We start from the raw sequence: 12,743 nt of genomic DNA, 5'->3' as shown, positions 1-12,743 counted from the left end.
TTATCTCAGGCTGAGAGAAGTCATGTTCTGAACAAGGAAGTCTTTTATTGCGGCGCGTATCTCATCCGCTTCACACAGGCCTTGATCGGTGACCTGCTCCTTCACAGAGTCAAACCAGCGAGTTGATTTTCCCGCAGCCTCGCCAGACGCGTTTTCCTGCTGGATGAAAATTCGCAGTCGTTGAGGACGCGGATTAGACTGTGGAACGATCTCCGGTCCTCCGGACGCCACTCGCTCTGCTGTGCCAACAACGAGCTCTTCTCCAGCACGCGATCGAACCTGAAACACAACGACCTGAGACAAGCTACAATCGGGAGCCATCCAATCGGAAAACTCCACCGGCTTCCCGTCGGCGAAACTCAACACTCGCTCGTAGTACAGACCGCGCTCGTCTGCACGCTGAGCCGCGGAGAACAGTTCAATGACAAATCGGTTTCGTGCATCGCTCTCATTGTGCCAGATCTTCGTGATCAGACTTATGCCGGACTGACCGCCCGACAAAACGTTGATGGATTGCGTAAGCCTGACCTCTTCTTGAGCGCTGGCTGACCCCACCGAAAGTAAGATTAGTACCGCGAGAAATGTCCCGATACATTGCCCATACAAGCGTCCACGTCGAACGACGTTCTCCGCAAATGCAGAGTGCACATGGGCATTGAAGCGTCGCATGGGCTGGCTCAGCAGCGATCGACGGGAAACTATCCCACCACACCTCACGATCGAATCTCCGGCTCCAAGTCAATGCTAGTCACGGCACAGAGCCCGACGGCGGCAGACGAGAAACCGGACGGCACCGCAGGAAATGACAGGGCTCCTGCGCTACCAATCAGCGATCCCCTCTGGCTTGTCACCTATCAGGTCTGGGAGTTGCATTTTGGAAATTCTGTGATCTTACTTGCTCTCGGCGTCAAGTGAACGCGGCCGCGCGTTCTTGGCCGCGGGCTGAATCAGGCCGAGTTCAATTGCCTTCACCGCCGCGAGCGTGCGGTTGGCCGCGCCGAGCTTGCGCATGGCGTTCTTGATGTGGAACACGACAGTGTTCTCGCTGATCGAGAGGATCCGGCCGACTTCCCAGGACGATTTTCCCGATGCTGTCCAGCTGAGGCAGGCCTTCTCCCGATCAGATAGTTCGCCGAACATCGCAAAGTCTCCACCCAGCAATTCAACATCATCGATGGACCCGCTGCTGATCGAGGCAATCCGCCCACCTTTTCTTCCAAGCAGTCCCCACGATCGCGATCGTCGCTGACCGCGATCACCTCTCCCGCAAGCTCTCGTGCTTGTAGCGCATCAGCGGCGACAGCAGATATTCGATGATCCTGCGGCGGCCCGTCTTGATCTCGACGGTGACCGCCATGCCGGGCTCGACGTCGACCATCCGATCGTCGACGAGCATCTGGGTCTGATCGAGCGCGGTATGCGCGACGTAAAGGAGCTCCTGTCCGGCGGGCTCGCTGGTGGTCGCCAGGTCACTCGGCTTTTGCGCACCCATCCCCTGCTGGACCGGCCGCTCACGTGCGACCGCATCGCGCGAAACACTGGTCACCCTGCCGTGAAGCAGTCCGTATTTGGTGAAATTGAACGTATCGACCTTGATTGCGGCCTCGTTGCCCTCCCTCACAAAGCCGATATCCTTGTTGGCGACCATGGCTTCAATCTCGAGCTTCGACTCCGCCGGGACGATGACCATCAGGGTTTGCGCAGGCGTGACTACGCCGCCGACCGTGTGAATGGCCAATTGCTGCACCGTCCCATCGATCGGCGCGCGCAGGATCTGGTCATGCAGCCGGCGCTCGGCCTTGACCAGGTCCTCGCTGAGTTGCGCGACCTTCTGCTCGGCATCTGCGAGGTCCGAGGACAGGCCACGAGCATAATCAGCCCGAGCCTGGTCGAGTTGGGCCACAAGCGATCGCTCCGCCGCCCCGGCTTCAACGCCATGACGCTGTTGTACCACCAGTTCATGTCGTTGCTCGGTCAGCCGCATTTGCGCTTCGAGATGGGCAATGCGATTGCCGTACTGGATCTTCATCGCCTTTTCTCGGATGTCGGCCGTCTCGATCAGCAGTGGCAGTTCGGCTTCGATCTTCTCGATCGTCGCGGAAATGCCGTCGACCTCCGCGCGCCGCTGCGCGATCTGCTCGTTCAAACCGTTGATCTTGGCGATCTGCTGCTCGGCCTGGGCAACCATGTTCGCACGGGCTCGCGCAACTTCTTGGAATGGAATGTCACCGGGCGGAGCGAAGCCGACGGGCCGCAGATCGCCGGACAAGCCGGCAGTCAGGGCCGAGAGCCGCGCAACATCGAGCCGGGCATGTTGCAACTCGGGCAAAATGCGATCGCGATCCGCCTTGGCGCTGGTCTGATCGACTGTAACGAGGATATCGCCCTGCTTGACCCGGTCGCCATCTTTGACGTTGATGGCGGAAACCATGCCGGCCTCGAGAGGCTGCACCTGCTTCACCCGTCCGGTCGGCACCACCTTGCCTTGAGCTGTGGCGATCACGTCGATCCGGCCCAGATACGCCCAAGCAATTGCAATCACAAGAAACGCCGTCAGCGACGCCGCGACTGCGCGCCCCAGAGGCGACGGCGGCGTTTCGACAATTTCCAGCGCGGCGGGCAGAAACTCCAGTTCGTTCCGGCCGCGGAAGCGCGGGCGGAGCTCAACGACCTTCGCGGCTGTCGCCTCAGCTGACTTCATGGAGTCCTGCCTGCAGCCGGTGAAGATTGGCATAACGGCCGTTGACGCGGATCAGCTCTTCGTGGTTTCCGTCCTCGACCAGGCGACCATGGTCGAGCGTAATGATGCGGTCGGCTCTCCTGACGGTCGACAGCCGATGGGCGATCACTAGGACCGTGCGGCCTTGCGCGATCTTGCGCATGTTGTCCTGGATGATGCGCTCGCTCTCGTAATCGAGAGCCGATGTCGCCTCGTCGAGAATAAGGATCCGCGGGTTGGTGACCAAAGCCCGAGCGATGGCGATTCGCTGCCGCTGACCGCCAGACAGGTTCGCGCCGCGTTCGACGATCACCGTGTCATAGCCCTGTGGAAGCTGTAGAATGAAATCGTGAGCGCCGGCGAGCTTCGCTGCATTCACGACATCGGCCATTCCAAGCGAAGTGTCGGCAAACACCGGAGAGCTGGTCCGGCGTCTTGTGCAGGTGCTCGGAAAGCCCGAGCGAACTCAACAGATCTCGCGCGCGCGAGGTGATTGCGGCTGGGGACAACCGGCCGAGTGCGCGCATGGGGAGCGCGACGTTCTCGGTTATGGTGAACTCAGGAAGAAGGAAGTGAAACTGGAACACGAAGCCAAACGAGGCCAGTCGCGCCTGCGCGCGCTCCTCCTCGTTCATCGCTGTGGTTGAGCGACCCTGCACCAATATGTCGCCCGACGTCGGAAGATCGAGCAGGCCAAGCAAGTAAAGCAAAGACGACTTGCCTGAGCCGGAAGGCCCCGTGATGCCAACGAACTCACGCTGCGCTAGCGAGAAGCTTATATCGCGCACGAGCGTCACCGGCACGATTCCAGGCAACACCTTCGTGACGTTTCTGGCCTCGATCAGCGGGGTCATGTTGCACCACGGATGATCTCGACCGGGTTCACCTTAGCTGCCGCCCTAGCTGGAAAATAGCCGGCAACAATGCTGGACACGAGCGCGACCAGCGTCGCAATCACGTAGTGTGTCGGCGAGTACAGCACAGGCAAATGATTGTAGTCCGAGAACGGATTGTTGAATTCCAGCGCAGCCATGCCGCGCGTGAGCAAGTAACCCATGATCCAACCCAGTGCCGATCCGAGAAATCCGATGGTCAGCGCCTCAATCAGAAAGATTGCCTGGATCGTTTGCCTCCGAAACCCTAGTGATTTCAGGATAGCTATATCGCGCGTCTTCTCGAGAGTTATTGTCGAGATAATATTATATGTGCCGAAGCTCGCCACAAGTAGGATCGCGCCTACGATCGTATACATTAGCACGTTCCGAATATTGATTGCATTCAGCAGGTCTTCTTGCGCCTCCTGCCAGGAAATCGATTTATAGCCTGTCTGATCGCCGATGCGATCACTGATAAGTCGCGCGTCCATCGGCTCGCGGGTACGGACGCGAATCTCGTTCACGATACCGATCTGGTTCTCCAGCGTTTGCGCAGTCCGCAGCAAGACGTAGCCGGTGGTTTCGTCCGTGACCCGGAAGCCAGAATGGAAGGTGCCAACGACGGTAGCATTCAGCGTGACGCCTTGCGCCGATATCAAGGTTAGATTGGAATTGACACGCGTGCCGATCTTGCGTGCCAACCGATCTCCAAGCAGGATCGCCTTCGATGAGTGATAGAGCGAGTTCAGAGTACCCTCGCGCATGTGGGTCGCGAGGTTGGAGACCTGCGCCTCCGTGCGCGGGTCGATGCCGATCACCGAGATCGTCAGGTTACGGCCAGCAAAACGCAGCACCGCCTTCGACTGCACCGAAGGAGTGAGTTCGCCCGGCACCCAGCTCTGCAGCGAGGCGACGGTCGCCATTGGGTTTTTGATGCCAGGCCGCCGTACTTCGGGCGTCAGGCCGTGGATTTCCGCCGCGCGAAATGCCAAGTCCGCGGGCTGTGGGGTCGGCTCGCGCAGTTCATCGGTAATTGAGATGTGGGGCAGCGCGTCGACGAGAGTGGCAATGAAGTCGTTCTGCGATCCCTCCATCAGCGCTGCCATCATGATGGAGAAGCCCACACCGGTCATCACACCGACGATAGCGACCAGCGATTGCCTGGCGCGACTGACCATGTGGGTCAAGGCTATGCCGAGGATGAGGTTCATGGTTTGGCTGCTGCCGTTGTCAGTATGCGCACATGCGGCCGTCTCGCGATCTTCGCATCGAATGGGGACACAACCGTTTCACCTTCCTCCAGCCCGTCCAGAACTTCGACATGGCTCGTGCCGCGAATGCCGGTAATGACGCCGCGCATTTTCGGACGGCCGTCCGTGATCACGAGCACTTCGCGATTGAGTAAGGCATTTGCGGGGACCAGCAGCGCGTTCTGGTTTTCGCGCGTCACTATGTTGGCTTCAACGCTCATGCCGACACGGAGCGATGTGTCTTCTGGCAGGCCAATGCGCACACGAAAGGTCTTAGCGATAGGATCGCCTGCCGGGGTGATTTCTTTGACCCATCCCTGAAGCACCTGCCCGACGAAGGCATCAGTCCGCAGCAACGCCTTCTGGCCGACCGCAATGCGCGGCACATCCTCTTCGTTGGCCTCGGCCACGAGCCATAAGGGCTTTGCAAGCCCGATGCGGTACAGGATGGTGCCGGGGTCGACCATATCGCCGACCTCGCCATCCTCGCGCAGCACAATGCCGTCCATTGGCGCGACCAGTTCCAAATAACGCAGACGCTGCTCTTGCGCCGCCACCTGAGCCTGCATGCGGGCGAGGTCAGCGGCGGCCTTCTGGTGCAGCTGCGTGGTAGTGGCGCCGCGCGCCAGCAATTGCGATTGGCGATCGAATTCCTGCCGATTGAAGACTTCCAATGCCCGCAGGTCGTTAAGCGTCGCCAACGCCTCGGTGTCGTCGAGACGCGCGAGCCTTTCGCCTTTCCTCACCGCCTTCCCCTCGCAACGGCAACGCTCGACGATGCGTCCGCGCACAAGTGGGGTAAGCCGCGACCAGGTTTCGGGCTCGACCGAGCCGGTGGCATAGACGATCTCAGCCGCAGGCCCTCGAGTGACTAGTGCAACTTTCACCGCAGGCCCGCGCAGATACCACCAACTTACGGCCGCGGCGGCAGCAAGGACTACCAATGCGCCGATGAACCAGCGCCCAAAGCGGCGCGGCTCGCGCCGCAGCGGCCCCGCCGGTTCAGCGGTCGAAATAGATCGGGCTTGCATGTTCATGTGCGTTCACTCCCGAGCGAACCGCGCTTCGCTCGCCGACGAGACTCATCGAGACAGCCCGCCAGACTTCTGGGTCACTCGGCTGGAACCGCTTCCGCCTCTTGCCGATACGCCACCGTCTTCTGCCAAACCGCAGCGACGCTCTGCTGCGTTTGCTCCAAGATCAGGCAGTGGCCCTCATTATCGTAGCCGCAGAAGCGCGCGCTGGGATCACGGCGGATATCGGCGACCGCCGCATTGAACATCTCGAGGCAATCGGTCACCTGTCCGACGTTCTGCAGGCGGGCGTGGTACATGATGTCGAGCAGGCGAAACGCCATTACGGGTGGCTCACCATATGAAATTGCGGGCCGACTGAACTCGAACAGGACATTCACGGCCGGCAGCGCCTGCTCGATCCGGCCCAAAATGCCTTCGATGTCTTCGGGGGTGCAGGCGACGAGATGGGCGATCTGTCGCAGCGGTGCGGCAGGCGGCATGAGGGTAAGGCCAAGCTCCCTCCCGATCTGGCTCTCGATCCATTGCCGAACTTGCGATGGCGCATTGCGGATCTGATCCGCGGTCAAGGTAATTCCGATCATGGCAGGATCTCCTTCTAAAGGGACCCTACCGAACCGGCTGTTGTAGCTATTGATCGGAATCAACACGCAAATGCGGCGCACTGAACGGTTTGACCTCAATGGGATCGGTCTCGTCACCCTGGCTTCGGTTGCAGAAAGTTCGACGGCCCGAAATCTGGCTCACGGAGCGATGGGGACTCGAACGGGGGAGGTACGAGTCCACTTTTTGGGTGGCGAGCCGGTGGCGATTCTACAAAGAGGAAGGCCGCCCCTTGAGGGCGGCCTATCAAATTTTCTCTTTCTGACCAGCTATCTGGTTAGTTGCGGGGCAAGATTTGAACTTGCGACCTTCAGGTTATGAGCCTGACGACCCGCGCCTATACCCATGCCGCCGAATTCTGGCAGGAGCGCCGTGCGGATGATGCGCTGGTGGGCGGTTCGACCAGCTAAGGAGACGGTCGTGTCATCAAAATGAGCGCCTGAGGAAAAGCGCGTTGAAAGTGGTTGCTCCCTTAAGTCGCACATCCACTAGTTCGACATGTTGGTGTCAAGCAGCGCCAGAAGTGAGCGCACCACTACTAGTCTCCGACGTCCGATAGTTGTCGTGACGACACGCCCATCTCCTATCAACTCGTAGAGCTTCGTGCGTCCCAAGCCGGTCACTTCGCATGCATCGCCAATCGTGCAGGTGAGCCGCTGCGCGAATGGCATCATGCTCGGTTCTGCGGCATTCGGAGCGGATAGACTGTACCTCACGTGGCCTCCAGTTGCACGAAGCTCGACAGGAGAAGAGTTGATTGTGCGACAAGCAACGTCAATGCGAACATTCGAGAGCGCTCGCGTACGACATCGCAAGCCAGCGGCGGTTTGAATATTTCCGGATACCAAGGGCGACGCGAAAATTTTTCGCGAATGCGCCAGGCACAGTGAGGCATCGCTCTGAGGCTAGTCTGCTGGAGTCGTCAGCAAATTCCCCAAGCGTTCGCCGCCGTTCGCCAGCGTCTTATTCAAACGAACGCGGCTGATGGCTACTTAAGTGCCTGAGTTTGCTGGCGCTCCCTAGGGGAATCGAACCCCTGTTTCAGCCTTGAGAGGGCTGAGCAGCCGAAGCGAGTTCGCGGCCGACATTGTCGCTGGCTTCAAGCACCGAGTCCTTGGACGGCGCGGAGTACGCGATCCGGCCTCGATCCAATCATCAAGGATTAGATTGCTCGGGTTCTTGTCAGAATGCGTGACAAGTTCCCACTGAGGCGTGGAAGCGCGGGGATTGGAGGGTCTGTGCTCCAGCGAATGAGCAAGCAGCAACGACGACGGCCTTCAAGAGATTGCCTATGAAGGATTCAGCCACGAAGCTCTCAAGGACTAGATTGCCGTTCGCATGCGACACGGCGCTACGGATGCGCTACGGACCGGGATGGGCGGGGAAGCGATCGGCCTAACGTATTGATATCGTGTGTGAGCGGCCCGAGACATAGGTGACAGAACGTACCGGACACATGGGTTACACTTTCCGCTTTTGTTCTGCGGGAGGTGTGGATGCCGTGGAAAGTGAGTTCGGTAATGGAAGAGCGCCTGCGCTTTGTCGCCCGGCTTCTGGATGGGGAAGCCATGACCGAGGTCTGTCGCGAGTTCGGCATCTCCCGCAAGACCGGCTATAAGATTTTCGACCGCTACAAGGAGCAAGGGCTTGGCGCGTTGAGCGACCGCTCCAGGCGGCCCATACGCTACGCCAATCAGCTCCCGCAACAGGTCGAGACCCTGATTGTCCAGCTCAAGGCCGAGAAGCCGCACTGGGGCGCCCGCAAGATCCGCGAACTGCTGGTACGCCGGCTCGATGGCGACATCAGGGTTCCCGCCAAAAGCACCATTCATGCGGTGCTCGACCGCCACGGTCTGGTCAAGCGCAGCAGCGGGCCGCGCCACCATGCGCACGGCACGCCGCTGTCGCAGGGCACGCTCCCCAATGATCTGTGGTGCGCCGACTTCAAGGGCGAGTTCAAGCTCGGCAATGGCCGATACTGCTATCCACTGACCGTTACCGACCATGCCTCGCGCTTTCTGCTGCTCTGCGAAGCGCTGGACTCAACGCGCGAAGACGCTGCCCTCACAGCCTTTGAGCAGCTGTTCCGCGAGCGCGGCCTGCCGTTTGCCATCCGCTCCGACAATGGCGTCCCCTTTGCCAGTCCCAATGCTTTGTTCAATCTCTCGAAGCTGTCAGTGTGGTGGCTCCGGCTCGGCATTGCGATCGAGCGCATTAAGCCAGGCCATCCGCAGCAGAACGGCCGTCATGAGCGCATGCATCTCACGCTCAAAAGGGAAGCCACCAGACCGCCGGGGTTCAACAGCCTCCAGCAGCAGGATCGCTTTGATAGCTTCCGGCACGAGTTCAATGAGGAACGCCCTCACGAAGCTCTCGATATGAAGCGTCCCGCAGACCTCTACACAGCTTCAGCACGCCGCTACGATGGCCTGCCCGAACTGACCTATCCCTTCCACGATCGAGACGTCGTCATCACATCCTGTGGGCGCCTTTGCCTGCACCGCAAGAAAATCAATATCTCCGTCGTGCTGGCCGGCCAAAAGCTCGGCATCAAGGAGGTCGACGACGGCATTTGGCTCGTCAGCTTCATGCACTACGATCTGGGCTACTTCGACCTGGAGCAAAAGACCTTGCAGCCCCTCGACAACCCATTCGGCCCAAAGCCCGTCACCGATGTCTCCGGTACGACATCCTCGCTTTGACCGAGAGGCAGTCTTGCTCATTCTTGGCACGGCAGCCCTTGGCTCGGCCGCGCTGAGCGGTCAACCCCGCAGCCCGCAGGGGCGCGCCTTTGGCGCGCGGGGTTGACGGCGAACGCGCGTGCCGAGCAACAATGCGGCTGTGCCATGAATGCTTGGAGTGAGTGACCCTGCAACCCCTCGACAACCCGTTCGGCACGAGGTTGTCACCCATGTCTTAGGTACGACCTGTTACCTATGTGTCCGGGCTGGACAGTGGTCTTTTGGTAGCGGGGGAGCGCTACCGCCTTTCCCCACACAAGCCAAACCTACGATACGTTATCCAATCTTACGCATGAGGCAGTCTGCTTGGTCTGCAACGCGCTGAACTCTATAGTCCTGGAGACGTACTTTGAAGGGTCACGAACCTCAGTATCCGGCTAAAGCGGCTGAATTCGCGAAAGCTCGAACCGCAGCGCATGTTCGTCGCTATCAAGCCGCGACCACCTCCACCGGCTACTCAGTCTCTATTCGGAAAGCACTGGGTGCCTCGCGCCTCGACCGACTGTTGCCCTCCGAAGGCGAAGGCCACACGTTCGAATCGTGTCGGGTGCGCCACTTCCGAACAAAACTGGGCACTGGCGCAGCCCCGCCGCCCATCACCAGCAGTTCCAGAACCGATTTCGGGCCAATGATCCGCGTCATCCAGGTCAACTTGGTGAATGACCGCCCGGATATAGGCGCGCCCGAAAAAGCCCGCATCATGTCGGTGAACGCGGCGATCTTCTCTTGAGTGATCCGGGCTATTGGCGTCATTTCGGCGACCGCGCGGTCAAAGCGACCTGCGCGATGTCGCGCGACACTCCTGCGCGTTCAGGCCGGCGCATGCTGGCCTCCCCCCGCAGAGTCGCTGCGGTACCGGCTGGCCGACGTTTGGTAGTACTGCGCGCGGATAGCCGCCATGGCTTCGATCAACGGTCCCCACGGCGCCGGAAAGCGTTCTTCCGCCATCACCCGGTGCAGCATGCGCTTATGGCCGGCCAGCTCGTCGTTGAGAAAGTCCATCACAGGCATAGCTGGATAGCGCTGCAGCAGCAGGATCGCCGCGTTGTCGGCCTCGCCGGCCGACCTGTCCTTGTCGCGTCCATGCAGATCGTTCTGCAGGCGCCCTATCGCGGAGATGAGCCGCAGGACCTGGCGAAACGCCGGACGCGTGCGCAAGGTCGCCATGTCCAACCCCCACAGCAACGACAGGCAACAGAACACGTTCGCGTAGGCGATCGAATCGATGCCGTTGTGCAGGTACTCGGCGTAGGACCAGCGTTCCGCCCTTGCCGCCTGCGCGTGTCCGGCGCGCAGGGCCGCGCAGTAGCACCGAGTATCGTCGAGAAGCTGAGCATAGTCGCGACGATCGTAGGCGAGCGCGGCCAGCGAAGCGCGCAGCACAGCGCAGCCCTCGAATCCGGGGAGCGCGCACGGCTCGCCCTGCCCCAGCGCCTGCTCCACCGCGGCGAGCTGCTCCGGCGCGATCACGCCAAGGTCGTTGCAATCGTCGAGCCAGAATAGCAGCGCCAGTTCGCGATAGAACGTCACGGTTAGCGTTTCGTCCTGCGGATCGCGACCGGTGCGGACGCTGATGTCGCGCAGGCTCGGGCGGATACGCTGCAGAATGTACTGGCCGCCGTTGACCGCTTCCACGGCATGCTCGTCAGCGAACCCGGTCAGGGAACGCCCCCACTCCAGAACCTGATGCAGCGCGCGTTCTGGTTGGGTCATGGCGCCGCTCCTGCTCCCTCGGGTAGGACGCGCCGCCCCCAACGAAGCGCCAGCCACAACCCGGCGAGTTCGGTCACGCGCACAACCCGAGTGGGGCAATACAGTTCCTTGCCGATCCACAACGACGTTTTCGGCAATGCATGCGCCGCATGGCGGGCGAGCATCCACTCCAGCGCACGCGCCACCACCTGCGCGATGCGCCGGCGCCCTGTGGTCTCTTCGCTCTCGTCCATCACGCGTAACGCGAACAACGCATAGGCGGTTTCCTCGAATGTGGACGCGCGACCGGCGCCCCAGCCGCCGTCGCCACGCTGCGCCTGCAGCAGCGCCGCCAGCGCGCGCTCGTCCCGCCACCGGGGCTTGCCTTGCGCCAGCGCAGCGACCGCATGCGCGGTGGGATACAGCCACGAAACGTGCCATTTTTCGTTGTCCCATAGACCGTGCGGGTTGCGATTCGCCTCGACGTAGGCGCTGGTGCCGGCGGCGGGCTTTCCCAACAGTCGCAACGCATGCAGGGCGTGGATGTTGGTCGACACCGAGGCATTGCGCTCGCCGGGGAAGGTGACGAACAGCTCGCCGATTTCAAAATGGCGCAACGCATCGACCGCCGCGTCGCGGCCTGCAAGGTGCAGGACGCATAATGCAACGGCGGTGTCGTCCGCATCAGCCGCGAAATGCACGGCCGGGCCCAGACCGCGCACGCCCAGGCGGGCGTCGAGCTGCGCGACAATCACGCGGACCGGCTCGGCGAGCGCGGGATGCGCGAACAGCCCGGCCAGATGCAGGGTGTACAGCGACCAGCATGGCTCGAACACATTGATCGGCCAGACGTTGGGAACGACGCCTTCGATGCCGCTGCGCGTCGCCCGCGATGCCATCTGCAGATACGCATCGGCGCGCCCGACCTGCGGCGTGCTCCCCCGTGTCACGGCGTGCGCACGCCACGCGGCGGTTGCCGCCGGACTGATGCCGATGCTGCCGTCGTCATCCGGGCATGCGGTGGTCGGTGACGTCCCCCAGGCTTCCCAGGAGTGTAGCAACGGATGGCCGCTCGGCAACATCGCCACCGCCTCCAGCTTGACCAGGCACGCTTGCCGCAGTGGAAACAGCGCTGGATGGCGCGGAAACGCTACGCCACCCAGCAAGGATGCGGCCTCACCGCAAAGCTGCGGCAGGATCAGCTCCGCGCCGATCGGCGCGTCTTCCGGCACCGCATGCGCATAGGGATCGGGCTGGCGCTGGAGGAACCGGGTTGCCGCCTGGACTGCGTCGGCAGCACCGGGAAGAGGATCGGCACGCTGCAATGCCAGTAACGCTGCCCAGGTGGGCGCATGGCGGAACAGCGGGAAGTCCGCGCTTCCCCATCCGCCGTCGTCCTGTTGCTGCGCGATGAGCCACGCGTATGCGTCCTGCCGACTGGTGACGTTGCCGTGGAAGCGCAGCGCCCGCGCCGTGTCGTAGATAGACGGACCGACGCTGCCGCCATCGCTTATTTCGCTCAGCAGGCCGCGCAATTCGGAAAGAATCTGTTCGGACAGCGCGTTCACGCTGGATTTCCCTTATGCAGACCGTTGAAAAGAACCGGGTCGGGCAGACGCCGCGCATGTCGCCGCAAGCTCGTCGCATAGGCAGCGCCGGACGGCCGCCCTGCTCCGGCGCGGCGAGGTCCCCGATGCTGGCGCCGGTCCGCCGCGTAGGCTTGCGCGCAGGGCGCCGCGTGCGCCGCGGCGGGCAACCGCTGCGATCGGCACCGCGACTCGGACAAAGTGCAGCATGTACCTCTGTCGCCGGTCGATCGCTGCGGCACG

The 12,743-nt window shown here is 61.6% G+C and carries 9 protein-coding genes, 2 tRNA genes and 3 pseudogenes; 2 read left to right on the top strand and 12 right to left on the bottom strand.

Annotation, left to right across the window (positions count from 1 at the left end):
* From P6U29_RS10485 to P6U29_RS10440, 10 genes and pseudogenes are all read right to left on the bottom strand, one after another.
* Complete coding sequence (locus P6U29_RS10485) at positions 1-669, bottom strand: hypothetical protein (protein ID WP_407117518.1); 669 nt, start codon at positions 667-669, stop codon at positions 1-3.
* Between the two features lie 222 nt (positions 670-891).
* A pseudogene (locus P6U29_RS10480) lies at positions 892-1,131 on the bottom strand (LuxR C-terminal-related transcriptional regulator); the annotation flags it as partial.
* A 124-nt stretch (positions 1,132-1,255) separates the two neighbouring features.
* Positions 1,256-2,701, bottom strand: coding sequence for an HlyD family type I secretion periplasmic adaptor subunit (locus P6U29_RS10475; protein ID WP_407117517.1), 1,446 nt, complete (start codon positions 2,699-2,701; stop codon positions 1,256-1,258).
* Positions 2,688-3,101, bottom strand: a pseudogene (locus tag P6U29_RS10470) (ATP-binding cassette domain-containing protein); the annotation flags it as partial. The pseudogene P6U29_RS10470 and the gene P6U29_RS10475, both read right to left, overlap by 14 nt.
* Positions 3,037-3,510 (bottom strand): annotated as a pseudogene (locus P6U29_RS10465) (ATP-binding cassette domain-containing protein); the annotation flags it as partial. The pseudogenes P6U29_RS10465 and P6U29_RS10470, both read right to left, overlap by 65 nt.
* Before the next feature lie 59 nt (positions 3,511-3,569).
* A complete protein-coding gene (locus tag P6U29_RS10460) occupies positions 3,570-4,805 on the bottom strand; it encodes an ABC transporter permease (RefSeq protein WP_407117516.1) in 1,236 nt (411 codons plus the stop codon).
* Positions 4,802-5,881: an efflux RND transporter periplasmic adaptor subunit gene (locus P6U29_RS10455; protein WP_407117515.1), complete on the bottom strand. Its 1,080-nt coding sequence runs from the start codon at positions 5,879-5,881 to the stop codon at positions 4,802-4,804. The genes P6U29_RS10460 and P6U29_RS10455 overlap by 4 nt, the downstream gene beginning before the upstream one ends.
* A gap of 74 nt (positions 5,882-5,955) precedes the next feature.
* The gene (locus tag P6U29_RS10450; protein WP_407117514.1) at positions 5,956-6,528 is read right to left on the bottom strand and encodes a hypothetical protein; all 573 of its coding nucleotides are present in this window, start codon (positions 6,526-6,528) and stop codon (positions 5,956-5,958) included.
* A gap of 235 nt (positions 6,529-6,763) precedes the next feature.
* Positions 6,764-6,830 (bottom strand) — tRNA-OTHER (locus P6U29_RS10445).
* 661 nt (positions 6,831-7,491) lie between these two features.
* Positions 7,492-7,586, bottom strand: a tRNA-Glu gene (locus P6U29_RS10440).
* Positions 7,587-7,977: 391 nt separating this feature from the next.
* Between P6U29_RS10440 and P6U29_RS10435 the strand changes: the two genes are divergently transcribed.
* Both P6U29_RS10435 and P6U29_RS10430 read left to right on the top strand, forming a co-directional pair.
* Positions 7,978-9,183: an IS481 family transposase gene (locus P6U29_RS10435; RefSeq protein WP_407115981.1), complete on the top strand. Its 1,206-nt coding sequence runs from the start codon at positions 7,978-7,980 to the stop codon at positions 9,181-9,183.
* A gap of 388 nt (positions 9,184-9,571) precedes the next feature.
* The gene (locus P6U29_RS10430; protein ID WP_407117513.1) at positions 9,572-9,952 is read left to right on the top strand and encodes a hypothetical protein; all 381 of its coding nucleotides are present in this window, start codon (positions 9,572-9,574) and stop codon (positions 9,950-9,952) included.
* An 80-nt stretch (positions 9,953-10,032) separates the two neighbouring features.
* Here the strand turns inward: P6U29_RS10430 and P6U29_RS10425 are convergent, their stop codons facing one another.
* Positions 10,033-10,935 (bottom strand): terpene synthase family protein, encoded by a 903-nt coding sequence (locus P6U29_RS10425; protein WP_407117512.1) that lies wholly within the window; start codon positions 10,933-10,935, stop codon positions 10,033-10,035.
* Positions 10,932-12,482 (bottom strand): hypothetical protein, encoded by a 1,551-nt coding sequence (locus tag P6U29_RS10420; RefSeq protein ID WP_407117511.1) that lies wholly within the window; start codon positions 12,480-12,482, stop codon positions 10,932-10,934. Before P6U29_RS10420 ends, P6U29_RS10425 begins: the two co-directional genes overlap by 4 nt.
* Between the last annotated feature and the right edge of the window lie 261 nt (positions 12,483-12,743).

It is taken from the genome of Bradyrhizobium sp. LMG 9283 (genome assembly GCF_045571415.1).
Taxonomy (GTDB): domain Bacteria; phylum Pseudomonadota; class Alphaproteobacteria; order Rhizobiales; family Xanthobacteraceae; genus Bradyrhizobium.
The sequence above is the reverse complement of the archived record's forward strand: the minus strand, read 5'-3'. Positions and strand labels throughout refer to the sequence as shown.

Coding starts and splice junctions, on each gene's coding strand:
- P6U29_RS10485 (WP_407117518.1), bottom strand. CDS start 669: ATGCGACGCTTCAATGCCCATGTGCACTCTGCATTTGCGGAGAACGTC.
- P6U29_RS10475 (WP_407117517.1), bottom strand. CDS start 2,701: ATGAAGTCAGCTGAGGCGACAGCCGCGAAGGTCGTTGAGCTCCGCCCG.
- P6U29_RS10460 (WP_407117516.1), bottom strand. CDS start 4,805: ATGAACCTCATCCTCGGCATAGCCTTGACCCACATGGTCAGTCGCGCC.
- P6U29_RS10455 (WP_407117515.1), bottom strand. CDS start 5,881: ATGAACATGCAAGCCCGATCTATTTCGACCGCTGAACCGGCGGGGCCG.
- P6U29_RS10435 (WP_407115981.1), top strand. CDS start 7,978: ATGCCGTGGAAAGTGAGTTCGGTAATGGAAGAGCGCCTGCGCTTTGTC.
- P6U29_RS10425 (WP_407117512.1), bottom strand. CDS start 10,935: ATGACCCAACCAGAACGCGCGCTGCATCAGGTTCTGGAGTGGGGGCGT.